At 65.1% G+C, this 25,488-nt stretch carries 22 protein-coding genes; 11 read left to right on the top strand and 11 right to left on the bottom strand.

All coding sequences use genetic code 11. The annotated features are described in order from the left end of the window. The first annotated feature begins 7 nt into the window (after positions 1–7). Positions 8–484: an arsenate reductase ArsC gene (locus ABMC89_RS03740; protein ID WP_349565324.1), complete on the top strand. Its 477-nt coding sequence runs from the start codon at positions 8–10 to the stop codon at positions 482–484. Continuing rightward, positions 481–1,131 carry an aquaporin gene (locus ABMC89_RS03735; protein WP_349565322.1) on the top strand — a complete coding sequence of 217 codons (651 nt, stop codon included), beginning with the start codon at positions 481–483 and terminating at the stop codon, positions 1,129–1,131. The genes ABMC89_RS03740 and ABMC89_RS03735 overlap by 4 nt, the downstream gene beginning before the upstream one ends. Here ABMC89_RS03735 and ABMC89_RS03730 read toward each other — a convergent pair. Continuing rightward, complete coding sequence (locus ABMC89_RS03730) at positions 1,120–1,743, bottom strand: helix-turn-helix domain-containing protein (RefSeq protein ID WP_349565320.1); 624 nt, start codon at positions 1,741–1,743, stop codon at positions 1,120–1,122. The two genes, ABMC89_RS03735 and ABMC89_RS03730, sit on opposite strands and share 12 nt — an antisense overlap. 67 nt (positions 1,744–1,810) lie before the next feature. On the opposite strand from ABMC89_RS03730, the gene ABMC89_RS03725 reads away from it, so the two are divergent. From ABMC89_RS03725 to ABMC89_RS03710, 4 genes are all read left to right on the top strand, one after another. Further along, positions 1,811–3,322: a class I adenylate-forming enzyme family protein gene (locus ABMC89_RS03725; protein WP_349565318.1), complete on the top strand. Its 1,512-nt coding sequence runs from the start codon at positions 1,811–1,813 to the stop codon at positions 3,320–3,322. Then, complete coding sequence (locus ABMC89_RS03720) at positions 3,319–3,966, top strand: DsbA family oxidoreductase (protein ID WP_349565316.1); 648 nt, start codon at positions 3,319–3,321, stop codon at positions 3,964–3,966. The genes ABMC89_RS03725 and ABMC89_RS03720 overlap by 4 nt, the downstream gene beginning before the upstream one ends. Before the next feature lie 261 nt (positions 3,967–4,227). Next, positions 4,228–4,659 carry an adenylyltransferase/cytidyltransferase family protein gene (locus tag ABMC89_RS03715; protein ID WP_349565314.1) on the top strand — a complete coding sequence of 144 codons (432 nt, stop codon included), beginning with the start codon at positions 4,228–4,230 and terminating at the stop codon, positions 4,657–4,659. A 136-nt stretch (positions 4,660–4,795) separates the two neighbouring features. Next, positions 4,796–5,986 (top strand): MFS transporter, encoded by a 1,191-nt coding sequence (locus ABMC89_RS03710; RefSeq protein ID WP_349568510.1) that lies wholly within the window; start codon positions 4,796–4,798, stop codon positions 5,984–5,986. A 6-nt stretch (positions 5,987–5,992) separates the two neighbouring features. Here the strand turns inward: ABMC89_RS03710 and mfd are convergent, their stop codons facing one another. Both mfd and ABMC89_RS03700 read right to left on the bottom strand, forming a co-directional pair. Further along, positions 5,993–9,499, bottom strand: coding sequence for a transcription-repair coupling factor (mfd, locus tag ABMC89_RS03705; protein WP_349565312.1), 3,507 nt, complete (start codon positions 9,497–9,499; stop codon positions 5,993–5,995). 32 nt (positions 9,500–9,531) lie between these two features. After that, on the bottom strand, positions 9,532–10,092 hold the full coding sequence (locus ABMC89_RS03700) for a component of SufBCD complex (protein WP_439655635.1): 561 nt from the start codon (positions 10,090–10,092) through the stop codon (positions 9,532–9,534). Positions 10,093–10,180: 88 nt separating this feature from the next. On the opposite strand from ABMC89_RS03700, the gene hemB reads away from it, so the two are divergent. Together hemB and ABMC89_RS03690 are read left to right on the top strand one after the other, a co-directional pair. After that, positions 10,181–11,179: a porphobilinogen synthase gene (hemB, locus tag ABMC89_RS03695; protein WP_349565310.1), complete on the top strand. Its 999-nt coding sequence runs from the start codon at positions 10,181–10,183 to the stop codon at positions 11,177–11,179. 268 nt (positions 11,180–11,447) lie between these two features. Next, positions 11,448–12,014 (top strand): lipid-binding SYLF domain-containing protein, encoded by a 567-nt coding sequence (locus tag ABMC89_RS03690; protein ID WP_349565308.1) that lies wholly within the window; start codon positions 11,448–11,450, stop codon positions 12,012–12,014. Positions 12,015–12,077: 63 nt separating this feature from the next. On the opposite strand, the gene ABMC89_RS03685 is transcribed toward ABMC89_RS03690, so the two are convergent. Then, positions 12,078–12,980: an NAD(P)-dependent oxidoreductase gene (locus ABMC89_RS03685; protein ID WP_349568506.1), complete on the bottom strand. Its 903-nt coding sequence runs from the start codon at positions 12,978–12,980 to the stop codon at positions 12,078–12,080. A gap of 71 nt (positions 12,981–13,051) precedes the next feature. On the opposite strand from ABMC89_RS03685, the gene ABMC89_RS03680 reads away from it, so the two are divergent. Together ABMC89_RS03680 and ABMC89_RS03675 are read left to right on the top strand one after the other, a co-directional pair. Beyond that, positions 13,052–15,517 (top strand): penicillin acylase family protein, encoded by a 2,466-nt coding sequence (locus tag ABMC89_RS03680; protein ID WP_349565306.1) that lies wholly within the window; start codon positions 13,052–13,054, stop codon positions 15,515–15,517. After that, positions 15,514–16,077 (top strand): pseudouridine synthase, encoded by a 564-nt coding sequence (locus ABMC89_RS03675; protein WP_349565304.1) that lies wholly within the window; start codon positions 15,514–15,516, stop codon positions 16,075–16,077. The genes ABMC89_RS03680 and ABMC89_RS03675 overlap by 4 nt, the downstream gene beginning before the upstream one ends. A gap of 63 nt (positions 16,078–16,140) precedes the next feature. Here ABMC89_RS03675 and ABMC89_RS03670 read toward each other — a convergent pair whose 3' ends face one another. The 5 genes from ABMC89_RS03670 to trkA all read right to left on the bottom strand — a co-directional run bounded on the left by ABMC89_RS03670 (position 16,141) and on the right by trkA (position 21,187). Continuing rightward, entirely contained in the window at positions 16,141–16,545 is a 405-nt protein-coding gene (locus tag ABMC89_RS03670; protein WP_349565302.1) for a DUF2177 family protein, read from the bottom strand. Between the two features lie 57 nt (positions 16,546–16,602). Continuing rightward, on the bottom strand, positions 16,603–17,901 hold the full coding sequence (gene hflX / locus ABMC89_RS03665) for a GTPase HflX (RefSeq protein ID WP_349565300.1): 1,299 nt from the start codon (positions 17,899–17,901) through the stop codon (positions 16,603–16,605). Further along, a complete protein-coding gene (gene hfq, locus ABMC89_RS03660; RefSeq protein ID WP_114886916.1) occupies positions 17,898–18,137 on the bottom strand; it encodes an RNA chaperone Hfq in 240 nt (79 codons plus the stop codon). Before hfq ends, hflX begins: the two co-directional genes overlap by 4 nt. Positions 18,138–18,264: 127 nt before the next feature. Beyond that, the gene (locus ABMC89_RS03655; RefSeq protein ID WP_349565298.1) at positions 18,265–19,809 is read right to left on the bottom strand and encodes a TrkH family potassium uptake protein; all 1,545 of its coding nucleotides are present in this window, start codon (positions 19,807–19,809) and stop codon (positions 18,265–18,267) included. A gap of 1 nt (position 19,810) precedes the next feature. Beyond that, positions 19,811–21,187, bottom strand: a complete 1,377-nt coding sequence (gene trkA / locus ABMC89_RS03650) for a Trk system potassium transporter TrkA (RefSeq protein ID WP_349565296.1) — start codon at positions 21,185–21,187, stop codon at positions 19,811–19,813. A 123-nt stretch (positions 21,188–21,310) separates the two neighbouring features. Here trkA and ABMC89_RS03645 point away from each other — a divergent pair, with 123 nt between their 5' ends. Beyond that, positions 21,311–21,775, top strand: coding sequence for a hypothetical protein (locus ABMC89_RS03645; RefSeq protein WP_349565294.1), 465 nt, complete (start codon positions 21,311–21,313; stop codon positions 21,773–21,775). A 90-nt stretch (positions 21,776–21,865) separates the two neighbouring features. Here ABMC89_RS03645 and ntrX read toward each other — a convergent pair whose 3' ends face one another. After that, complete coding sequence (gene ntrX / locus ABMC89_RS03640) at positions 21,866–23,263, bottom strand: nitrogen assimilation response regulator NtrX (RefSeq protein ID WP_349565292.1); 1,398 nt, start codon at positions 23,261–23,263, stop codon at positions 21,866–21,868. Beyond that, positions 23,256–25,469 (bottom strand): sensor histidine kinase NtrY-like, encoded by a 2,214-nt coding sequence (locus ABMC89_RS03635; RefSeq protein ID WP_349565290.1) that lies wholly within the window; start codon positions 25,467–25,469, stop codon positions 23,256–23,258. The genes ntrX and ABMC89_RS03635 overlap by 8 nt, the downstream gene beginning before the upstream one ends. Positions 25,470–25,488: the final 19 nt, after the last annotated feature.

Genomic DNA, 25,488 nt, shown 5'->3' with positions numbered 1-25,488 from the left:
CCGGGCCATGAATATACTTGTCCTCTGCACCGGTAACTCGGCCCGCTCCATCCTTCTTGAATGTCTCCTGCGCCGTCTGGGCGAAGGACGCATCTCCTCTTTCTCGGCGGGCAGCCAGCCCGCGGGGCAGGTTCACCCGCAGTCGATCCGCCTGCTCGACGCCGAAGGCTTCGACACCGCCCCCCTCGCCTCCAAAAGCTGGGATGTCTTTGCCGCGCCGGAGGCGCCCGCGATGGATGCGGTCATCACCGTCTGCGGCTCTGCGGCGGAAGAAACCTGCCCGATCTGGCCCGGCGTGCCGGTGCGCGCCCATTGGGGCGTCGAAGACCCCGCTGCGGTGACAGGCGATGCGGCCCCGGCTGCCTTCCGCGACGCCTTTGACCTTCTGCGCCGCCGGGCCGAGGCATTTCTGGCCGCGCCGGTCGAGGAGATGGACAGCGCCGCCCTGAAACAGCACCTCGACGCCTGCGGACGCCTGCCATGATGCGCAAATACTGGGCCGAAGCCGTCGGGACCGCGATGCTGCTGATCTCGGTCATCGGGTCCGGAATCATGGGGGTGGAACTGGCGCAGGGCAATGACGCGATAACGCTTCTGGCCAATGCCATCGCCACGGGCTGCATGCTCTACGCGATCATCACCGTTCTGGGGCCAATATCTGGGGCGCATTTCAACCCTGCGGTCAGCCTCGCCTTCTTTCTGCGCGGCGAGATCACGGGCGGGGCTTTCGCGATCTACGTGGCCGCGCAATGCGCGGGGGGGATCGTGGGGGTCTGGGCCGCGCATCTGATGTTCGATCTGCCCGTGCTTCAGGTCAGCGCCACCATGCACCGCACCGGTGCGGCGCAGTGGTTTTCCGAGGCGCTGGCGATGCTGGGGCTGCTCTTCGTGATCTTCGGCGGACTGCGGTCGCGCCCCGATGCGGCGCCGGTTCTGGTGGCGCTCTATATCACCGGCGCCTACTGGTTCACCGCCTCCACCAGCTTTGCCAACCCTGCGGTCACCCTGGCGCGGGGGTTCTCGGATACCTTCGCGGGCATCTATCCGGGGCATATCGCGATGTTCGTTGTGGTCCAGATCGCGGCGACGCTGGTCGGCCACCGCGCGCTGAAAGCGCTGCTAGACGAGTGATGTGATCCACAGGATCAGCGCATCCTCGGCACTGGTCGAAATCACGTTATGCCCCATCGCCGCGTCATAATAGGCGCTGTCGCCGCGCCGCATCTCGATCGGCTCGTAGAACTCGGTATAGAGCGTGATGACCCCGGTCAGCACATAGAGGAATTCCTCGCCGTCGTGGCGCACCCAGCCGTCGAATTCCTCCATCGACCTTGCCCGTACCCGTGCGCGATAGGGCAGCATCTGCTTCTTGCGCAGGGTGTCGGCCAGAAGCTCGTGTTCGTAGGTGGTGGTGGCCTTGGCCTTGCCCTCGCCCATCTTGGTGATCGCCATGCGCCCGTTGATCTGCTCTGCCGCAGGCGGCGTGAACAGCTGCGGAATCGTGATCTCCAGCCCCACGGCAAGCTTCTTCAGCGCGTCGTAGGTGGGCGACATCTGCGCGTTCTCGATCTTCGACAGGGTCGAGCGGGCAAGCCCCGCCTGCGTCGCGGCCTGCTCCAGCGTCCAGCCGCGTGCCTTGCGCAGCTCGCGCACCCTCGCCCCCAGATCGACGGGCGGCACAGTCTGCGACTCGCCGTCCTCGCGGGCAATCTGGATCATGGATTTCTGTGTGTCTTCGGTCATTTGAAAAGCTATAGGGCTGTCCTCGCGGGCTTGCAACGCGCGTGCGCGCGCGGTAGCGCTTTCACTCATGTCTTCGGTTTTCGATCACGGGCCCTTCGCGCCCTGCCCCGCGCCCTTCAATATGGCGGCGCATGTGCTGCGCCATGCCGATACGCTGGCCTCCAAGACAGCGCTCGAAGTGCTGGGCCCCGCCCCCGAGACGTGGCGCTATGCCGCGCTCAAATCCGCCGTTCTGGGCACTGCTACGGGGCTTTTGCGCGCGGGCGCCGAACCCGGTGACCGGATCCTGATGCGGCTGGGCAATACGGTCGATTTCCCGCTTGCCTACCTTGGGGCCATCGCGGCGGGATGCCTGCCGGTGCCGACCGCTGCGGCCCTGACGGCGCGCGAGGTCGCGCCGATGCTGGACACGCTCTCGCCGCGGCTGATTTTGCGCGACGACAGCGTCGACTGCCCCGCGGATGACCGCATCGTGCCGCTCGCGGATCTGCGCGCCATGCGCGCGCTGCCGCCCGCCGCGTTCCACATGGGCGATCCCGAGCGTCCTGCCTATATCATCTACACCTCCGGCACCTCCGGTGTGCCGCGCGCGGTGGTCCACGCGCATCGCGCCATCTGGGCGCGGCAGATGATGATCGACGGCTGGTACGGTCTGGACGGGTCAGACCGGCTGATGCACGCGGGCGCATTCAACTGGACCTACACGCTGGGCACCGGCCTGATGGACCCGTGGACCGCCGGTGCCACCGCGCTGATCCCCGCGGCGGGCACAGCCCCGGGCGCGCTGCCCGGTCTGATCGCCGACCAGCAGGCCACGATTTTCGCGGCGGCACCGGGCGTCTACCGCCAGATCCTGAAATCCGCCGACCATCCCGCGATGCCGCATCTGCGCCACGGTCTCAGCGCCGGAGAGAAGCTGCCCAACGCCACCCGCGCCGCCTGGGAAGCGGCCACAGCCACGCCGATCTACGAGGCCTACGGCATGTCGGAATGTTCGACCTTCATCTCCGCCTGCCCCGACCGGCCCGCCGATCCCGCAACGCTGGGCCGTCCGCAGACGGGGCGGCGCATCGCGATCCTCGGCCCCGACGGCCCCGTGCCGCGCGGCGCCGAAGGCACCATCGCCGTGCACCGCAGCGATCCCGGCCTGATGCTCGAATACCTAGGCGCCCCCGAGGAGACGGCACAGAAGTTTCGCGGCGACTGGTTTCTCACCGGCGATCAGGGCGCGATGGACGATGACGACCAGATCACCTATCTGGGGCGCGCGGACGACATGATGAACGCGGGCGGCTTTCGCGTCTCGCCGATCGAGGTGGAACAATCGCTCGCCCGTTTCCCCGGCATCACCGCCGTCGGCGCGGCCGAAGTGGCGGTCAAGGCCGACACCACCGTGATCGCCGCCTTCTACACCGCGCCCGCGCCGCTGGACGAAGACGCCCTGCGCGCCTTTGCGTCGGAAAACCTCGCGCGGTACAAACAGCCGCGCCTTTTCATCCATCTCGATGCGCTGCCCACCGGCGCCAACGGCAAACTGATGCGCCGCCGCCTGCGCCAGCAGTATGAGGAAAACCAATGACCGACCCTGTAAAACTCGACATCATGTCCGATCCGATCTGCCCGTGGTGCTATATCGGCAAGGCCCATCTGGACCGCGCCCTCGAAGCGCATCCCGATCACCCCTTCCAGATCGAATGGCACCCCTTCCAGCTCAATCCCGACATGCCGCGCGAAGGCATGGACCGGCGCACCTATCTGGAGGCGAAATTCGGCGGCAAGGAAGGCGCGGTCAAAGCCTATGCGCCCGTCGTCCAGCACGCCGAAGCTGCCGGTCTCAAGATCGATTTCGAAGGCATGAAGCGCACGCCCAACACGCTCGACGCGCACCGGCTGATCCACTGGGCCGGGATCGAGGGCCGCCAGACCGCCGCCGTATCGGCGCTGTTCAAGGCCTATTTCGTCGACGCCCGCGACATTGGCGATATCGAGGTGCTGGCCGACATCGCCGACGGGATCGAAATGGATGCCTCGGTCGTGACGCGGTTGCTGCAATCGGACGCCGATCTCGAGGATATCCGCACCCGCGATGCCCACAGCCGCGAGATGGGCATTTCATCGGTGCCCACGTTCATCGTGGGCCAGCGGCACGCGGTCCCCGGCGCGCAGCCCCCCGAACTCTGGGCGAAGGTCATCAAGGAGATCACCGCGCAAACTTCCGCCTGAGTGTTGCATTATTGGCGCGCGGCCCCCGCGCGTCTGTCGATTCCGCTAGGCGGCGGCCGCAAGCTGTCCTATTGTTTCCCCTAAGGGGCGAAAAAGCCTCATCAAAAAGAACCTTCGAGCGGGTTTTCAGGCAGTGTACAGGTCAGCGTCCTCAGGGGCCTCCCTTTTTCTATATTTGCGCGATTGCGCGGGTGCGGCTGATGCCGCGGCCCGGTGCTGTCCTCCGTTCCCGGTTCATGTGACAGTCGAAAGGGGACTTCGATGCTACTGCCCATGACCTCGCGCGTGGTTTTGACCTACGGATCCTTCGATCTCTTTCATCAAGGACACGTAAAACTTCTCAGGCAACTGGCTGGCCTTGGCAGCGAACTGATCGTCGGCTGCTCGACCGATGCCTATAACGAACGCATGGGCGTGCCCGCGGTGATGTCCTACGCACAGCGCCGCCTGCTGCTGGAAAGCTGCCGTTTCGTGGACCGCGTGATCTCCGAGCAGGACTGGGACCAGAAATACACCGATATCGTGAACTACAACGTGTCGATCTTCGCCATGGGGTCCGAATGGGAGGGCCAGTTCGACCACCTCGAAGATGTCGCGCGCGTGGTCTACGTGCCCCGCGCCGAGATTATCGGCACCCGCCAGCCGTTCCACGAGGTGCCGCAACCGCAGCTTCGGGTCGCCGCCGGTCGGTGACCGAACACCTTTCTGTGAACTAATTCACAAATTTAGAATTTGTACCCTGTGCAACCTTGGGTTATTCAACGTGTGACGCGCTCTCTTGCGTTTACTTCCGGGAGCTAAGGTGACTTTCGCAAAAGATAATTTCCCGATGGGCCGCAGCGAATTCGTTGCGCTTGTCGCCATGATGACGGCGACCATCGCCTTTTCCATCGACGCCATGCTGCCCGCGCTGCCGCAGATCGCGGCAGACCTGTCACCGGGCGCACCCGAAAATGCGGCCCTCATCCTCAGCAGTTTCCTTCTGGGAATCGGTCTGGGCACCTTCGTGGCCGGGCCGCTGGCCGATGCCTTCGGGCGCAAGCCCGTGATCCTCGCCGGAGCCGCTGTCTATATCGTCTGCGCGGCCATCGCGTGGCGCAGCCAGTCGCTTGAACTGGTGCTGCTGGCCCGCGCCGTTCAGGGATTTGGCGCCGCTGCACCGCGCGTGGTGTCCATCGCGGTGGTGCGCGACCGCTACGCCGGTCGCCAGATGGCCCAGATTACATCCGTTGTGATGATGATCTTCGTGCTTGTGCCTGCGGTGGCGCCCCTGCTGGGCAGTTTCATCATCGACGCGGCCGGATGGCGCGGCATCTTCATCGCGTTCATCGTCTTCGCCTGCGTGTTTTCGTCGTGGATGATGATCCGCCTGCCCGAAACCCTTCCCGTGTCGCAGCGCCGCCCGATCCGTCTGGCGCTGATGCTCGACGCCGTGCGCGAGATGTTCGCCAACCGTGGCGTGCGCCTGTCGATCCTCGTGCAGACGCTGACGATGTCGTTCCTGTTTCTCACGCTCATGCTGGTCCAGCCGATCTATGATCTGGAATACGGCCGCGCGTCCGAGTTCCCCTTCTGGTTCTTTATCGTCGCCCTGATCGCGGGCAGCGCCAGCCTGCTGAACGCGCTGCTGGTCGTGCGCTTCGGCATGGTCCGGCTCGTGACCATCGCGCTTGGCGCGCAGGTGCTGATCTCGGCCAGCTTCTTTGCCCTCGATCTGGGCAACGGGCCGCAGGGGTTCTATTTCTTCGTGTTCTGGCAGACCTGCGCGTTCTTTCAGGCCGGTCTGACGCTGGGCAACCTCAACGCGCTGGCGATGGAGCCGATGGGCCATATCGCGGGCATGGCGGCCTCGGTGATCGGGGCCGTGTCGACCGTGGGCGCGTCGATGATCTCGGCACTGATCGCGCTGCTGATCGGACCCGTGGAATCGGGGCTGTTCCTGGCCGGCCTCGGACTGGCGATCGGCGGCTTTTCCGTGACGCTGATGATGGGCCGCGCGATGCGCCAGCCCGCCATCTGATCCGCGTCAGGAGGCTTTGGCCTTCTCCGCCTTGCGCTTCTTCGTGGCCTTTTCACGCGCGACGACATGCTCTGCCAGATCGCGCGCGATGGCAAAGGCACCCTTGATCTTGTCGGCGTCGTTCTTCCAGTCGCGCCGCACGACGATCTTGTTGTCCTTGACCTTCGCCAGACCCTTCTGGTCCTGAATGAACTTCACCAGCCCTTCGGGCGAGGCGAATTTATCGTTGTGGAACTGGATCGTGGCCCCCTTCGGCCCGCCGTCCAGCTTCGAGATGCCAGCGCGTTTGCACATCGCCTTGATCCGCACCACCAGCATCAGCGTGTTGACCTCGCGCGGCAGCTTGCCGAAGCGGTCGATCAATTCGGCGGCAAAGCCTTCCAGCTCGACCTTGGTGGTCAGCTCGCTCAGACGCCGGTAGAGGCCCAGACGCACGTCCAGATCGGGCACGTAATCCTCGGGGATCAGCACGGGCACGCCCAGATTGATCTGCGGCGCCCACTGGCCGTCGTCGTCCAGCACCCCTTCCATCTCGCCCGAGCGGATCTTGGAAATCGCCTCTTCCAGCATCGACTGGTAGAGCTCGAACCCCACGTCGCGCATCTGGCCGGACTGTTCCTCGCCCAGAAGGTTGCCCGCGCCGCGAATATCGAGGTCCTGACTGGCCAGCGTGAAGCCGGCGCCAAGCGTGTCGAGCCCCGACAGCACGCGCAGGCGTTTCTCGGCCGTGGCGGTCAGGGGCGCGCGCGGCTTGGTCGTCAGATAGGCATAGGCGCGGGTTTTCGAACGCCCCACCCGGCCCCGGATCTGGTAGAGCTGCGCAAGCCCGAACATATCCGCGCGGTGCACGATCATCGTGTTCGCCGTGGGGATATCCAGACCCGATTCAACGATCGTCGTCGCCAGCAGGATGTCGAACTTGCCGTCGTAAAAGGCATTCATCCGGTCATCGAGCTCACCCGCCGCCATCTGCCCGTTGGCGACGATGTAGGACAGCTCGGGCAGCTGGTCCTTCAGAAAGGCCTCGATCTCCGGCAGGTCGCTGATGCGTGGCACGACGTAGAAAGACTGCCCGCCGCGATAGTGTTCGCGCAGCAGCGCCTCGCGGATGGTGATCGCGTCAAATTCGCTGACATAGGTGCGGATCGCCAGTCGGTCGACGGGCGGTGTGCCGATGATCGACAGATCGCGCACGCCTGTCAGGCTCAGTTGCAGGGTCCGCGGGATCGGCGTGGCGGTCAGGGTCAGCACATGCACATCGGTGCGCAGCGACTTCAGCCGCTCTTTGTGGCCGACACCGAAATGCTGCTCCTCGTCGATCACCAGCAGGCCGAGGTTCTTGAACTTCACCGATTTGGCCAAGAGCGCGTGGGTGCCGATCACGATATCGACGCTGCCCTTGGTGATCCCGTCCCGCGTCAGGCTTGCTTCCTTGGTACCGACAAAGCGGCTCAGCTGGCGCACGTTGATCGGAAATCCGCGAAACCGCTCGGCAAAGCTTTTGTAGTGCTGGCGCGCCAACAGCGTGGTCGGCGCGATCACCGCCACCTGAACGCCCGACATGGCCGCGACAAAGGCCGCGCGCATCGCCACCTCGGTCTTGCCAAAGCCCACATCGCCCACGATCAGCCGGTCCATCGGGCTGCCACTGGTCATGTCGTCGATGACATCGCCGATCGCCGACAGCTGGTCGTCGGTTTCCTCGTAGGGGAAGCGCGCGGCGAAATCCTCCCACATGCCCTGCGGCGGATCCATGATCGGCGCCTTGCGCAGGGCCCGTTCGGCGGCGATACGGATCAGCTTGTCCGCCATCTCGCGGATGCGCTCTTTCAGCTTGGCCTTCTTGGATTGCCACGCGCCGCCGCCCAGCTTGTCGAGCAGCCCTTCCTCGTGGCCGTACTTGCTCAGCAACTCGATATTCTCGACCGGCAGGTAGAGCTTCGCGCCCTCGGCGTATTCCAGCACCAGACATTCGTGCGCGGCACCGGCGGCGGTGATCACCTCCAGCCCCTTGTAGCGCCCGATGCCGTGATCGACATGGACCACCAGATCGTCGGGGCTCAGGCTGTTGAGCTCGCTGAGGAAATTCTCCGCACGCCGCTTTCGCTTGGGGCCGCGGATCAACCGGTCGCCCAGAACATCCTGTTCCGAGATGACGGTGATGCGCCCGTCCTTGCCCGCCTGCTCCCAGGGGGCCTCGAACCCGCGATCCAGACCCCAGACCGTCAGGTAGAGGCCCCGCTTGCCGATCCGCGTGGCGTCGCGCACCGGGATCGTCTCGGCCAGTCCCTCGTCCTCGATCAGGCCTGTCAGGCGTTCCCGCGCGCCTTCGGAAAAGCTGGCCATGACGACCGGACCCGCCTCCAGCTTGTCGCGCAGATGGTCGGCCAGCGCCCCGAACAGGCGCACGTCCTCGCGCTGGCGTTCGGGTGCGAAATTCCGCCCCAGCCGTCCGCCTGCATCGGTGACGCCGGGTCCGGTGCTCTGCGGCAGCGGTGCCAGCCGCAGCACGCGCCGGCTGGCGACCGCCGCCTCCCACGCGGCATCATCCAGATAGAGGCCGCTGGCGGGTGCCGGCTTGTAGACACTGTCCATTTTCGACCGGTTGGACATGGCGATGCGCCGCGTCTCGTACTGGTCCTCGACCGTGTCCCACCGCGCCAGACGCGAGGGTGTCAACTGGTCGTCATGGGTCACCGGCGCGCCGGGCAGGTAATCGAACAGCGTCTCCAGCCGCTCGTAGAAGAACGCCAGCCAATGCTCCGCACCCTGATGCTTACGCCCCGCGCTGATCGCCTCGTAAAGCGGATCATCCGTGCCCGCCGCGCCGAATTCGATGCGGTAGTTCTGGCGAAAGCGCGTCACCGCGGCCTCATCGAGAATCACTTCGCTGACCGGCGCGAGTTCGATCGTGTCCAGTTTTTCGGTGGTCCGCTGGGTCGCGGGATCGAACCGCCGTGCCCCGTCCAGAACGTCCCCGAACATATCCAGCCGCACGGGCCCCAGATCGCCGGGCGGGTAGATGTCGATGATGCCGCCGCGCACGGCATAATCCCCCGGCTCCATCACCGTGGGGCTTTGGACGAACCCCATGCGGACGAGAAACTCGCGCAGCCCCTTTTCGTTGATGCGGTCGCCCACGCGGGCGCGAAACGCGGCGTCCTGCAGGATCTCGCGCGCGGGCACGCGCTGGGTTGCCGCGCTCATCGTGGTCAGCAGCACGAAACGGTCCGGCATTCCGTGAACCAGCCCCGCCAGCGTCGCCATCCGCTGCGCCGAGATGTCGGCGTTCGGCGACACGCGGTCGTAGGGCAGGCAATCCCAGCCCGGAAAACGCACAATCGGCATGTCGGGTGCAAAGAACCGCAGCGCGGCCTCGATCGCGGCCATGCGCTTGTCGTCCATCGCAACGTGAATGACAGGCCCCTCGGCGCGCGCGACCTCGCGCAGCACGATGCGGGCGTCGTATCCTTCGGGAACACCCGAGACGGTGATATGGGAGGGTTCGGTCATCTGCCGCTCATGTGGGCCGCGGGGCGCGGGTGTCAACTGCCAAAGGGGCCGATGTTCATGTTCTGGTACATGCCCCACAGCGCCGTCACGAAGATCGAGATCATGCCGATGATCTGGGTATAGAGCCGGTGGCGCATCAACCGGCGGCGCAGACGCTCCCCGCGCGAATCCTCCTGCTGGATCAGGCGCGCCGTCGACAGGCTCAGCGCGCCGACCAGACACAGCGGAAATCCCAGCAAAACGAGGGCCTGCGCAAATTCGTTGCCGTAGATAAATCCCAAAAGCACAAGAATCGTCATGAAAAAACAGGCAAAGCCGAGGATCCAGAGCCCCGACATCTGCGCGATGAACAAAAGCCGGTTGGTGTTGATCCGCACCATGTCTTCCAGATCGCTTTCGTACTGGCCCCCGTGGCGCTTGGCCCGCAGCACCATGTCGAAAGGGACGCCAAGGCAGTAGTGGCTGGTCGTCGACCAGACGACCGCAAGCACGATCCAGAACCACAGGTTCGAGAACGAACGCATGTCGATCAGTTCAAAGAGGGTCTGGTACCAGTCCAACGAAATGCTCTTACCTAGTATTTTCAGCTTCATATCCTTGAAATCCGGTCTAGACCACCCCTTGAGGGAGGCAAAAATACGTGTCAATTTCACCTGACAACATCAGCCCAAGGAACTTCCGATGCAGCCGATCCAAGCCTCTTTTCCCCAGCTTCGGCTGCGCCGCACCCGCCAGACCGAAGGCATCCGCGGGCTGGTGCGCGAAAACGCGCTCTCCGCGGGCGATTTCATCTGGCCCGTTTTCGTGCGCGGCGGTGAAAACGTGGTCGAGGAAATTCCCTCCATGCCCGGTGTCATGCGCCGGTCCGTGGACCGCATCGTCGAGGCCGCGCAGGAAGCGTGGGATCTGGGGCTGGGCGCGCTGTGCCTGTTTCCCTACACCGGTCTGGAGGAACGGACCGAGGATTGCGCCGGCGCGTGGGATCCCGACAACCATGTCAACCGCGCGATCCGCGCGATCAAGGCGGAACTGCCCGATCTGGTCATCATGACGGATGTCGCGCTCGATACCTATAACATCAACGGCCACGACGGATTTGTCGTGGACGGCGAAATCATCAACGACCGCACGGTCGACGCGCTGGCGAAGATGGCGCTCGAACAGGCCCGCGCGGGGGCCGACATCATCGGCCCGTCCGACATGATGGACGGGCGCATCGCCGCGATCCGCAAAAGCCTCGAAGACAACGGTTTCGACAAGGTAATGATCCTCAGCTACGCGGCCAAATACGCCTCTGCCTTCTACGGGCCGTTCCGCGATGCGGTGGGCGCGTCCGGCGCGCTGACCGGCGACAAGAAAACCTACCAGATGGATCCGGCCAATTCGGACGAGGCGCTGCGGCTGGTGGCGCGCGATCTGGCCGAAGGGGCGGATATGGTCATGGTCAAACCCGGCCTGCCCTATCTCGATATCTGCCGGCGTGTGAAAGACACCTTCGGCGCGCCCACCTTCGCCTATCAGGTCTCGGGCGAATACAGCATGATCAAGGCCGCCGCCGCCGCCGGCATGATCGACGAAGAGCGCGTGATGATGGAAAGCCTGATGGCCTTCAAACGCGCGGGCTGCAACGGGATCCTGACCTATTTCGCCCCCGCCGCCGCCCGCCTGCTGGCGCGCTGACCCACCCGCGCGGCGGATCACGCCTTTGCCGTGGGTTTGGCATCTCGTCTGAATGGCCGCGATTTCGTCGGGATCGTTTCATCGACCGCGCGGACCTCGAAGAGATCTGAACCCCGCGCCGTCGGGTCGATTCCCTGCGCGGAAATAGCGCGATTCCGCGCATCGGGGCGTTAGGGCGATGACACCCTGCGATTTTCCGCCTATAGTTTCGCCCAAGCCGGACCATACCGGCACCCAAGCAGTGCAACAGACATTACAGGCAGATCACATGACACAGAACATCCTTTCGCGCCGCGCCTTCGCGCTCGGCGCTCTGGCGGGTACGGGCGCATTGGCGGCCTGCGGCAACGGCGTAGGCTCGACCGGGGCGGGCACCATCGACGCGCGCGTCGATGCAACGCTTGGCGAAATGTACCGGCTCTATCCCAACACCCGCACGCTGGCGGATAAATCCAACGGCATGCTGGTGATGCCGCTGGTGACCGAAGCAGGGCTCGGCCTTGGCGGTGCCTACGGGCGCGGCGCGCTGCGGGTCAACGATATTTCGGTGGACTATTATTCGGTCACGAAGGCGACGGGCGGGTTGCAGATCGGCGCACAGCAATACGCCCATGTGCTGTTCTTCATGACCCAGGAGGCGCTTCAGGACTTCCGCCGCTCGCCCGGCTGGGCGGCCGGTGCGAATATCGAATACGTGATTTCCGACCGTGGCGACAGCGTGAACGCCGACACCACCAAACTGCTGTCACCGGTCCTTGCGGTCGTGTTCGGCCGTGCGGGTCTGCGACTGGGCGCGACACTGGAAGGGACGAAGTACACGCGGATCATTCCCTGATCCGCGTTAATGCTTCGATAACCTTCTGTTAATAAACGATAAACGGTTACCCGTGGGTAACCGTCATTCCATCTTGCGCAACCGCTGGATCAGGCTGGATGTGTCCCAACGTCCGCCGCCCAGCTTCTGCACATCCTTGTAGAACTGGTCGACCAGCGCGGTCAGCGGCAGGCTCGCCGCGATCTCGTCCCCCGTGGACAGGCAGATCCCCAGATCCTTGCGCATCCAGTCGACGGCAAAGCCGTGGTCGAATTTGTCGTCCAGCATCGTCTCGTAGCGGTTGGCCATCTGCCAGCTGCCAGCCGCGCCCTGGCTGATCACCTCGACCACCGCGCGGCCATCGAGCCCGGCCTTCTCGGCGAAATGCAGCGCTTCGGACAGGCCCTGCACCACGCCCGCGATGGCGATCTGGTTGCACATCTTGGTCATCTGGCCCGCGCCGCTGTCGCCGATGCGGCGGCAGATCTTGGAATAGACCTCCATCACAGGCAGCGCGCGGTCGAAGGCGCCCTGATCGCCGCCGCACATGATCGACAGCTGCGCGTTCTCGGCCCCCGCCTGCCCACCGGAAATCGGCGCATCGACGAAGCTGATCTGCTTGTGATCGGCGGCCTCGTAGAGCTCGCGCGTGACGGCGGCAGAGACGGTCGTGTGATCGACGAATACGCTGCCCGCACCCATTCCGGCAAAGGCCCCGTCATCGCCCAGACAGACCGACCGCAGGTCGTCGTCGTTGCCCACGCAGGCCATGACGAAATCAGCGCCCTGCGCCGCTTCGCGCGGGGTGGCTGCCGATGCCCCGCCGTAGGTCTCGACCCAATCGGCGGCCTTGGCTGCGGTCCGGTTATAGACCGTCACCTCGTGACTGGCCTTTTGCAGGTGGCCGGCCATCGGCCCGCCCATTACGCCCAGACCTAAAAACGCGAGCTTTGCCATGTGCTTTTCCTTGCTTCGATGTTGCGCTATTGCTGACAAAACGTAACACCGTGGCCCACAGGGTCAATTGACGCCTCGCGGCTCTTTCGGAGGTTTCCCTGATGGCATTGGTCTTTCGCTGGCTTTTCCGCATCGCCGCGACACTTCTCGTGCTCAGCGTGCTGGCCATCGGGCTGGTCTACTGGCTGGCCTCGCGGTCCCTGCCCGACTACGACGCGACCGTCGAGGTCCCGAACCTGACCGCCCCCGTCGAGATCGTGCGCGACAACGCCAACGTGCCGCATATCTTCGGCCAGTCCGACGAAGAGGTCTTCTTCGGTCTCGGCTTCGCCCATGCCCAGGACCGCCTGTGGCAGATGACCACCCTGCGGCGCACGGCACAGGGGCGCCTGTCAGAGGTGTTCGGCGCCGCCACGCTGGAGGTCGACAAGCTGCTGCGCCGCTTCGACCTCTACGCGCTGTCCGTGGCGTCGGTCGAGGCGCTGGACGAGCGCACACAGGCCGCCCTGCGGGCCTATTCCGCGGGCGTGAACGCGCGGCTCGACCAGATCAACGGACAGGCGCTGGGGCGCGGCGCGCCCGAGATATTCCTCTTCAACACGCCGCTGGCGCCGTGGCGCCCTGCCGACAGCCTTGCCATCGTGAAGCTGATGGGGCTGCAACTGTCGGGCCATCTGGACGCCGAAGTGATGCGCGCGCGTGTGTCTCTCGCCCTGCCCGACGAGCAGCGCATCCGCGATATCCTGCCCGATGCGCCGGGCGACGGGGTGGCCGCCCTGCCCGAATACGCGAGCCTTTTCCCGACAGTGCCACGGTTCGCGGCGAACATTCCCTTCGATCCGCATCCCCTGTCGCCGTTCCGGCGCACGGCGCTGGCGGGCGCGTCGAACGCCTGGGCCGCGGCCCCCTCGCGCTCGGCATCGGGCGGCACGCTTCTGGCCAACGATCCGCACCTCGGCTTTACCGCCCCGGCGATCTGGTATCTGGCGCGGCTCGAACTGCAATCGGGCGGTGTCATCGGGGGCACGATACCGGGCATTCCCGTGATCCTGACCGGTCGTTCCGCCGATCTGGGCTGGGGCGTCACGTCGTCCTACCTCGACGATCAGGACGTGTTCATCGAGGAGTTGAACCCCGCCGACCGCGAGGAATACCGCACCCCGGACGGGTTCAAGAAATTCCGGACCCGCGCGTCGATCATCAACATCAAGGACCGTGATCCAGTCACCCTGACCCTGCGCTGGACCGACAACGGACCGGTGCTGCCGGGCAGCCACTTCAACCTCGCCTCGATCACCCCGCCGGGCCATGTGGCGGCGGTGTCTTGGACCGTGCTCAGCCAGCGCGACACGACCCTGCAGGCCGCGATGGAGATCATGCGCGCCAAGACCGTCGCCGATGGCATTGACGCCGCCCGCCTCTACGTGGCCCCCTCCCAGAACCTGACGCTGGTGGACCGCGAGACCATCGCGATGAAAACCATCGGCGCGGCGCCCAAGCGCGACCCCGCGCACCAGAGCAAGGGCCGCCTGCCCAGCCCCGGCTGGATCGCGACGAACCGCTGGCAGGGCATTCTGCCCTATACGTCGAACCCCGGTTTCGTCTCCCCCCAGGGCGGTATTCTGGGGAATACCAACAACAAGATGATCGACCGCCCCTTTCCCAGCCACATCAGCTTTCTGTGGGGCGACACCCAGCGCGTGCAGCGCTGGCAGCGGCTGATGCAGGGCCGGCAGGTCCACACGCGCGACAGTTTCATCGAAGCCCAGCTCGACACCGTCAGCTTTACCGCGCGGTCGCTGCTGCCGCTGATCGGGGCCGAGCTGTGGTTCACCGGCGAGGCCGCACCGGACGGTACGCCCGAGCGCCTGCGCCAGCGCGCGCTGAGCCTGCTGGCCGAATGGTCGGGCGAAATGAACGAACATCTGCCCGAGCCGCTGATCTACGCCACATGGCTTCGCAAGCTGCAGGACCGCCTGATCCGCGACGAACTGGGCCCGCTGGCCGATGAATTCGACCACGTCGAGCCTTTGTTCATCGAACGGGTGTTCCGCGATCTCGAGGGGGCCTCGGCGTGGTGCGACGTGTTCCAGTCCGCCCCGGTGGAGACCTGCGCCGACATGGCGCGGCTGGCTCTGGACGATGCGCTGGTCGATATCGACGAACAATACGGCACCGCGCTGGAATCTTTGCGCTGGGGCGATGTGCATCAGGCCACCCACGACCATCCGGTGCTGGGCGAAGTGCCGGTGCTGCGCTATTTTGTGAACATCCGGCAAAGCACCTCAGGCGGCGATCACACGCTGATGCGCGGCCGCACCAAGGGGACCGATCCGGACCCCTTCCTGAACGTGCACGGGGCGGGTTATCGCGGGGTCTATGATTTCGCCGATCCCGACAGTTCGGTCTTCATCAACTCGACGGGCCAGTCTGGGCACTTCCTGTCGCGCCATTACGACGATCTGGCGCAGCTGTGGCGGCGCGGCGAATACATTCCCATGTCGCTCGACGAAGACCTCGCGCGCGCCGCGGCCGTGGGGGTGACGAAACTGGTCCCCGCCCCGTGACGGGCCGCGTCATCCTGTTCAACAAACCCTACGGGGTGCTATCGCAATTCACCGACCGCGGCACCGAAGGCAGCCCCCGCCCGACCCTGTCGGGGTTCATCGACGTGCCGGGGTTCTATCCGGCAGGCAGGCTCGACCGTGACAGCGAGGGGCTGATGGTGCTGACCGATCACGGCCCGCTTCAGGCGCGGATCAGCAACCCCAAGTACAAGCTGTCGAAAACCTATCTGGTCCAGGTCGAAGGCACCGCCGACGATGCCGCGCTCTCGGCGCTGCGCGCGGGGGTGACGCTGAAGGACGGGCCGACCCGCCCCGCGCGGGTAGAGGCGATCGATCCGCCCGACCTGTGGCCGCGCGACCCGCCGGTGCGGTTCCGCAAGAGCGTGCCGGACTGCTGGCTGAGCGTCACGATATCCGAAGGGCGCAACCGGCAGGTGCGGCGCATGACCGCCCATGTGGGCCTGCCCTGCCTGCGGCTGGTGCGCGTGTCCGTGGGGGACTGGCATCTGAACCGCCTTGCCCCCGGCGCGTGGCGCTACGCATCGGCCACAGGGGCCTGACGCGGCTTTCATCCGATCCGGCTCCCTCGCGCCCCATTCTGCGGCTTCTCTTCTGCTGCTGCGTCAGGTCGCGAATGCGCGGGTGATGGCCGCCCCGGCCACCGCCGAGCCGCCCGTCAGAACCGTGCCCCAGATGAAATCCGTCGCCACCAGCGTCGCTGTCCAGTCCTTGAGGATCGCGTAATTGGTGAACTCGTAGGTGCCGTAGCCGACCATGCCGATCAATGCCGCGTTGCCGAACACCCACCACAGGGATTTGCTGTCGGCCAGCGCCGGCCACGAGACGAACCACAGCACCACGGCGACCATGAAGGCATAGAACAGGAACGCGGGCAGAAGCCGCGGACTGTCGAGCATCAGCGGGCCGATATCGCGCGCGAAGATCGGTTTGATGAAATAGCTTAGCGCCACGAAGTCCACCGCAAGAAAGACGGCGAATGTGGCGAGGAACAGGATCGGCAGGGTCATGGGATGCTCCGCAAGGTGGCTACCGGAAGATATGGCGCGCTCTGCGCCATTTGCCACTCAAAGACGCTGGAAAGCGGCTTCCTGCTCTGCGGACCAGCGCACGGTCAGGAGGAAACCCGCGTCGGTCTGTTCTTCCTCGATGACGATGTCGTGGTCAAAGAGCCACGCGCGCTTGCGCCCCTCGCTGAAGGCCAGTTCGATCTGCGAGGTGCGCAGCGCGCCTTGCAGGGCTTCGGCGACCGTGGCCTGAAGCTTGTCCAGCCCCTCGCCGGTGATCGCGGAGATCGCCAGAACGCTGTCGTCGCGCGCCGCGCGTTCGCGCATCGCATCGGCGCGGTCCGGCGGCATCAGGTCCAGCTTGTTCCAGACCTCGAAGGTGCGGGTTTCCTTGGGCACCCCGAGCGAGGTGAGGATCTCGCGCACGTCGTGGGCCTGATTCTCGGTCTCGGCGTGGGAAATGTCGCGCACGTGCAGAACGATGTCAGCGGCCAGCACTTCTTCGAGGGTGGCACGGAAGGCCGCCACCAGTTCGGTCGGCAGATCCGAGATGAAGCCCACCGTATCGCTGAGGATGATCTCCGGCCCGTCTTCGAGCGTCAGGCTGCGCATCGTGGGGTCGAGCGTGGCAAAGAGCATGTCCTTGACCATCACGTCCGCGCCCGTCAAGCGGTTGAAAAGGGTCGACTTGCCGGCGTTGGTATAGCCCACGAGCGCCACGATCGGATAGGGCACCTTGGCCCGTGCGGCACGGTGCAGCGCGCGGGTCTTGACCACCTTGTCGAGCTGCCGGCGCAGGCGCACGAGCTGTTCGTCGATGGCGCGGCGGTCCGCCTCGATCTGGGTTTCGCCGGGGCCGCCGACAAAGCCGAGGCCGCCGCGCTGCCGTTCGAGGTGGGTCCAGGCCCGCACCAGCCGCGTGCGCTGGTAGTTGAGCGCGGCCATCTCGACCTGAAGCACCCCTTCACGGGTCGCCGCGCGGTCGGAGAAGATTTCGAGGATCAGCCCGGTCCGGTCCAGCAGTTTGACCTTCCAGAGCTTTTCGAGATTGCGCTGCTGCACGGGTGTGACGGGCCCGTCGATCAGCACCAGCTCGATCTCCTCCGCCTCGATCATCTCGCGCAGTTCTTCGATCTTGCCCTTGCCGAACAGCTGTCCGGCACTGACCTTGCGCAGCTGGATCACCGATCCGCCGACGACTTCCAGCCCCGGCAGCGCGTCGGCCAGCGCCAATGCTTCTTCGAGCGCCGGACCGGGGTCGCGGCGGTCGGCATCCGTGCGGATGTCGGGGTGCAACACGAAAGCCCGCGTCAGGCGCGGACCGTCACTGTCGTCAATCTGGAATTGTGGACGGCTCAAGAAGCCTCTTCGCCCTCGTAAAGGCTGATTGGCTGGCTTGGCATGATGGTCGAGATCGCGTGCTTGTACACAAGCTGCGACTGCCCGTCGCGGCGCAGCAGCACACAGAAGTTGTCGAACCACGTGATCACGCCTTGCAGCTTGACGCCGTTGATCAGGAAAATCGTCACTGGTACTTTGGTTTTACGAACGTGGTTCAGGAACGCATCCTGAAGGTTCTGTCTGTCAGACGCCATAGTTTGTTCTTCCGTTTTTTCTTGTCTTTAGCCGCAAACGGCCCCCCGAATGCAAACTATGAAGGGCCGCCGTGGAAGTTTCCACCCCCAAATTCCGCAGTGTCGCCCAAAGAAGGTGCAACGCGTGTCACGCGCGCCACAAATCGGGTGTCAACAGGGCGATAATGGCCAATGTTTCCAGCCGCCCCAGCACCATGGCGGTGCACAGGACCGCCTTGGCCGTGTCGCTGAGCGCGATCAGGTCGATGGGCGCTTCGGAGGCGACCTGCGTCAGCGGGCCGGTTGTCGAGAGCATGGCAATGGCCATGACCATCGCGTCCTCGAAGCTGACGCCGATCAGCGCCAGCGCCAGCACCACGGCGGTGAAGGACAGCGCGAACAGCATGAAGAAGATCCACGCGATGAACGCCCCGCCAGATTGCAGGCGCCGCCCCGCAACACCCGCGCCCGACACGGAATGGGGATGCACCAGCTGCTCCATCTCGCGCACCGCATTGCGGTATAGCGCGAAAACGCGCAGCAGCTTCACCCCGCCCGCGGTCGTCGCCACACCGCCGCCGATCAGCGACAGCCCCATCAGGATCAGGCCGGGTGTGCCCAGCCCCGACCAGCTTTGCGCCTCGGTCCAGTGTCCGGACACGAAACCGGTGGTCGACAGGAAGGACAGGACGGTGAACATCCCGCCCCAGAGCGCCTTGAGCGCGGTTACCAGCGGTTCGGGGTTCTCGGCGTCGAGCGACGCGAACCAGTGGCGCGCGAAAAGCGCCAGCGGCACGAGAATCACGATGCCCAGACCGATGCGGAATTCAGGATCGGTGGTAAGCCCGCCCTGCGTGGCGGTGACCGTGTCGGAAGAAAATGTCAGGCGCGACAGGGCGAAACACATGAAGAGCGCCATGATCATCTCGCCCGGGATGCCCGCGGCACTGGGAACGGCAGGATCGGTGCCGGTGATGCCCGACGTCGCCATCACAGACATTGCATGGATCAGCGCATCCAGCGGCACCTGCCCCGAAAAGATCAACAGCATCCATAGCGCCAGCGTCAGCGCCGCGTAGAGCGGTGCAAGCGTCGTGACAGCGCGGCCGACCCGCTGGCGCGGGGTCAGCGCGCGCGAGGCATGCGGCGCGGTTTCGCTGCGGCCAGGCTCGGCCTGTGTCGTGACCTCGAAACCGCCGAGGTTGAGCGGCGCAAGGATCGCCACCGCCGCCGTCCACATCAGCAGACCGCCCAGCCATCCCACCTGCGCGCGCCACAGGTGCAAGGTGCCGCTCAGCCGTGCGGGATCGTCGAAAAGCGTCGCACCGGTGGTGGTGAAGGCGCTGAACATCTCGAAATAGGCATTGACGAAGCGCGTGGTGGGCAGCGCTTCGACAAAGGGAATGGCAAGCACGGCGGGCATGATCACGAAGGCCGACAGCAGCGACATCAAGGGCCCCAGCGCGCCGTGGCGGGGCGCGCGGCCCGCGTGGGCGATGCCGATCATCGCAAAGATCACGCAGCCGAGCGCACCGGCGTAGAAGAACGCCTGGCTCGTGCTGTGGTCGTTGACCACCAGCGCATGCATGGCCGGCACCATCATCGACGCGCAGAGCACGCCGAACACCAGCAGGAACAGCGGCAGCTGCGAGATCTCGCGGCGCAGGAAACTCTGTCGGCCCGCGGACGCCATATCAGAAGAAATCTATCGACACCTGCATCAGCTGTTCCAGCTGTGCGACATCCTTGGTCAGCGCGAAGACGGCGATCACATCGCCTTCGTCGATCCGGGTCTTGCCGAGCGGGCGGATCACCTTGCCGCCCTTGCGCACCGCCCCCACCAGCACCCCTTCGGGAAAGTCGATCTCGTTGATCAGCTTGCCCGCGATGGGCGAGGTGGACAGGACTTCGGCCTCGATCACCTCGGCCTCGGCATCGCCGATGGAATAGACCGAGCGCACGCGCCCGTGGCGGATGTGGCGCAGGATCGAGCTGACGGTCGTGGCGCGCGGGTTGATGTAGGCGTCGATGCCCAGCGGCTGCATCAGCGGGATCAGCGTCGGATCGTTGATCAGCGCGATCACGTAGTTGCAGCCTTCGGCCTTGGCGCGCACGCAGGCCAGCATGTTGGTCTTGTCGTCATCGGTGATGGCGAGCATCGCGTCGGCGCGGCTGATCCCCGCCTCGGCCAGCAGTGCCGCATCCAGACCGTCCCCGTTGAGCACGATCGTGCGCTCCAGCGCTTCGGCGGCGCGTTCGGCGGCGGCGCGGCTCTTCTCGATCACCTTGGCGCGGACGCGTTTGGCGCGTTTTTCCAGCGCCAGCGCCACGCTGAGACCGACGTTGCCGCCGCCCACCAGCACCACGCGGTCCTGCGTGGAAGAGGATTTGCCGAAAATCTCCATGGTGCGCGAGATGTCGTCGCGATGGACGAAGATGTAGCAGTCGTCGCCCTCGAACAGCTGGTCCTTGGGTTCGGGGGCGAACAGCCGCCCTTCGCGGCGCACACCCACGACCACGGCGCGCAGGGTCGAGAACAGATCGGTCAGCTGGCGCAGCGGCGTGTTGAGCACGGGGCAACCGGGATCGAGCGTGATGCCCATAAGCTGCGCATGCCCGTCCATGAAAACCTCGGTGTCGAAGGCGGCGGGCGCGGACAGGCGCTGCAACGCGGCCTGCGCAACCTCGCGCTCGGGGCTGATGACCACGTCGATGGGCAGGTGATCGCGCCGGTAGAGATCGGAATAGATCGCCGTGAGATAGGATTGCGCGCGCAGACGCGCGATCTTGCGGCTGATGCCGAATACCGAATGGGCGACCTGACAGGTCACCATGTTGACCTCGTCGGAGTGGGTGGCGGCGATGATCATATCGGCGTCTTGCGCCCCTGCCCGCTCCAGCACATCCGGATAGCTGGCAAACCCCGCGACCCCCTGCACATCGAGCGTATCGGTCGCGCGACGCACCAGATCGGCATTGCTATCGACGACGGTGACATCGTTTCTTTCGCCAGAGAGATGCCGCGCGATCTGCCAGCCGACCTGGCCCGCGCCGCAGATGATGACTTTCATGGAAAAGCGGATCCCCCGCGCGCGCGGCGCTTTGCTGTTGGCGTGGAAAGTCAAGAACTCGCACGGTGGCCCGGTGCGGTCAATTCAATTGTCAGCGCGTTGCGGCTCTGCCATTCTGGTGCCATGAAAAAAATTGCCGCACTGCTTCTCGGACTTGCCGCCTGCGCGCCGCTCGAAACCAACTATAAACCCGGGGTGAGCGTTACGACGCTCAACCGCGACCAGACGCAATGCGATGTGGCAGCGCTGCGCGACGTGCCTGTCGCCACACAGGTGCGCCGTTTGCCGCCCCAATACGTGCCGCCGCGCCGCGAATGCAGCAAGGATGGCAAATGCATCACCACGCAGGGATATTACCTGCCCGGTGAAATCCGCAGCTATGACGCCAATGCGCCGCTGCGCGCGCGCGCGGCCCAGCAGTGTATGGCCGACAAGGGCTACGCAAGGGTGTCGATCCCCGCCTGCCCGGCGGAAGTGGCACAGGCCGCACCACAGGCCGCGACCGTGCAATTGCCGCCGCTGACGGAAAATTCATGCGTGATCCGCAACCGCGACGGCAGCATCCAGATCGTGCGCACCGCGGGCTGAGCAAGGGGGCGGGCAGCCCCCGCCGAAGCGTAGGACGCCCCCGCAGGCAGTGGGCCGTCATGGCGTGCCGGGCGCGCCTAACCGCTTTGGTCAGACGTCGTCCACATGGGCCACGCGGGCGCCGGATTTGGCCGAAGTGACCACACCGAGGCTCTTGAGTTTGCGGTGCAGCGCCGAGCGTTCCATGCCGACGAAATTCGCCGTCCGCGAGATATTGCCACCGAACCGGTTGATCTGGGTCAGCAGGTATTCACGTTCGAACGCCTCGCGCGCCTCGCGCAGCGGCAGGCTGGCCATGGCACCCGACAGGACCACGCGGCCCTCGTCGGCGCCGGGTTCCTCTTCGCCGGGCAGTTCGCGGGCCTCGATCGGGGCCGTGCCCTCGCCCAGGATCAGCACCCGTTCGACCAGGTTCTTGAGCTGTCGCACGTTGCCGGGCCAGACCATCGTCTGCATCAGCGCCAGCGCATCATCGCTGATCTCGCGCAGGGGCAGACCCTGTGTGGCGTTGAAATCGGTGATGAAATGGGCGGCGAGTTCGGGGATATCCTCGCGCCGGTCAGCAAGCGACGGCACCGCGATCGGCACCACGTTCAGCCGGTGATAAAGCTCCTGCCGGAAGCGCTCTGCCTCGATCTCGGCGGCGAGGTCACGGTTGGTCGAGGAGATGACCCGCAGATCGACGCGCACCTTGTCGTTGCCGCCCACGCGGGTGAACTGCTGGTCCACCAGAACGCGCAGGATCTTCGACTGGGTGCCGAGCGGCATATCCGCCACCTCGTCGAAATAGACCACACCGCCGTGGGCCTGTTCGAGAAGCCCCGGCTCGACCCCGCGGTCCGGGGTTTCGCGACCGAACAGCACTTCTTCCATCCGCTCGGGGGCGACACCGGCGCAGTTGACGGTGATGAAAGGGGCCGAGGCGCGATTCGAATTGCCGTGGATATAGCGCGCGGCGACTTCCTTGCCCGAGCCGGCGGGGCCGGTCAGCATGACGCGACCGTTCGATTTGGTCACCTTGTCGAGCTGGCCCACCAGCGTGCGGAAGGCGGCGGAGCTGCCGATCATCTGCGTGCCCTTGCCGTCCTGACGCTTCAGCGACAGGTTCTCGCGGCGCAGGCGCGAGGTTTCCATGGCGCGGCGGATCACCACCAGAAGCTGGTCGATGTTGAAGGGCTTCTCGATGAAGTCATAGGCGCCCTGCTTGATCGCCGCGACCGCGATCTCGACATTGCCGTGGCCCGAGATGATGACCACCGGCACATCGGGATTGTCGCGCTTGACGGTCTTGAGGATGTCGATCCCGTCCATCTTGCTGTCCTTGAGCCAGATATCGAGGATCATCAGCGCCGGTGGCTCTGTGTTGACCGCCTGCATCGCATCGTCCGAATTGCCCGCCAGCCGCGTGGCATAGCCTTCGTCCTCGAGAATGTCGGAGATCAACTCGCGAATATCGCGTTCGTCATCCACGATCAGTATGTCACCCATGCTGTTTTTCCTCCTGAAGGTCGGCAATGATGTCGGCGTCTAGGGGCAGCCGGATTTCTGCCATTGCGCCATGATGTGTCTGCCCCTCGAACACGGGAGCGTCGGTGAGGATCAGGCTGCCGCCATGTTCCTCGATGATTTTCTTGACGATGGGCAGGCCAAGGCCGGTGCCCTCGCTGCGGGTGGTCACGTAAGGCTCGAAGAGCCGCGCGCGGTCTTCGGGCAGGCCCACCCCGTTATCGGCCACGGTGATCAGCGCCGCGCCTTCGGCGGTGCCCAGCGTCACATGCACCTGCGGTGCCAGATCGTCGGGCGCGCCTTTTTCGATCAATGTATCAATGGCTTCGCCCGCGTTCTTGATCAAGTTGGTGAAGGCCTGACTGATCATCGTGGCGTCGATGAAAGCAGGGATCGGATCCTTGGGCAGGTCGCTGTGGATCTTCAGGTCCGGTCGTCCGCTGCGCTGCAACAGCACCGCGTCGCGCACCAGTTCCACCAGATCGTGGGGTTTGCGCTCCGGCTCGGGCATGCGCGCGAATTTGGAAAACTCGTCGACGATGCGGCGCAGATCACCTGTCTGGCGGATGATCACGCCGGTCATCTGTTCGAGCTTTTCGGCATCGCTCACCTCGGCCGAGAATTTGCGGCGGATGCGCTCGGCGGAAAGCTGGATCGGGGTGAGCGGGTTCTTGATCTCGTGGGCGATGCGGCGCGCGACGTCCCCCCATGCGGCCATCCGCTGCGCGGAGACCAGATCGGTCACATCGTCGAAGGACACAACGTAGCCTTCTAGCCGGCCATCGTCGGCGCGGCGCGTCGCCATACGCACCAGCAGGTTTTCCATACGCCCTTGCCGGGAAACCTTGATCTCTTCCTGCGCGGCTTCGGCGGGACCGGTGGTGATCGCGTCGAACAGCGGGCCGAATTCCGGCACCGCGACCGTCAGCGCCAGCGATTGCTGGGTCTCTTCCCAGTCCAGGAGCCGCATCGCCGAGCGGTTGACGAAGGTGACGCGGCCCTCGGGGTCGAGGCCCACAACGCCGGAGGTGACAGAGCTGAGCACGGAATCGAAAAGCCTGCGGCGGCGTTCGATCTGGCGGGTGTTGTCCAGAAGCGTGTTGCGCTGGCCCTTGAGCTGTTTGGTCATCTGGTTGAAGTAGCGCCCCAGCATGGCGATTTCGTCGTCGCCGTCGTCCTCGCGGACCTGCACGTCCAGATCCCCTGCCCCGACCTGCTGCGCGGCGCCGGTCAGGCGGCCCACGGGCCCCGACAGGCGTTCGGCGAACCAAAGGCCCAGCCAGACGGCGGCCAGAATGATGATGACCGCGAACGCGAGATAGAGAAGCCCGAATTCGAACAGGGTGCGCCCGCGCTCGTTTTCAAGCTGCTGGTAGAGGCGGATGGTTTCCTGCGTCTCGTCCAGCAGGCTGAGCAATTCGCCATCCACCTCGCGGGTGATATAGAGAATGCGGTCGACGAAACTGTCGAGACGCACGAGCGCGCGGAATTCGTTGTTCTGCTTGTCCTCGATCAGGGTCACGTCGTCGGTGGTGACGTTCGCCAGAACCTCTCTCGGGGGTTCCTCGTAGTCGAACAGATAGGACCGGTCGCCCCGCGCGCGGATTTCGCCGGTGCCGTCGATCATATAGGCCTCGCGCAGGCCGCGCTGGATCTGGCGCTGGCCTTCGCCTAGCAGTTCGCTGTCGCTGAGGTCGATCCCGGACTGGCGCGCGCGGTCGATGCTGCGCGCGAGGCTGATCGCGTCGTCGCGCAGGCCGAGGCGTTCTTCCTGCGCGTAGGCTTCGGCGGCGAGGAGCGAGTTGCCGACCACGGCGCGCACCCGTTCGGAAAACCACCCCTCGATCCCGATGTTGATGGTCAGCACCGCGAAAACGGCGACCGATACGGTCGGGATCAGCGCCATCAGCGCGAAGACGCCCGAGAGCCGCAGGTGCAGGCGCGAGCCGGCGGATTTGGCGCGCCGCGCACTGATCAGCCGCGCGACCTGCGCCAGAACCAGCGCCGCGACCACCAGAATATAGATTAGATCCAGCAGCAGGATCAGCCGCAGGATATCGGTACTGCCCTGATCGAGCGGCCCCAGCGCCAGATAGGTCGCCAGCGCCAAAGTCGGCCCGAGCACGACCAGACCGAAGGTCGTGACCGTACGCGTGCGCCGTTGCCGCCGAAGCTGCGACAGCCGCATGAGCCAAGATGTACGTGTT

Source organism: Sulfitobacter sp. HNIBRBA3233 (assembly GCF_040149665.1).
In the GTDB taxonomy this organism is placed as follows: domain Bacteria; phylum Pseudomonadota; class Alphaproteobacteria; order Rhodobacterales; family Rhodobacteraceae; genus Sulfitobacter; species Sulfitobacter marinivivus.
Note: the sequence above shows the minus strand (reverse complement) of the source record. Positions and strands in the feature narration are given on the sequence as shown.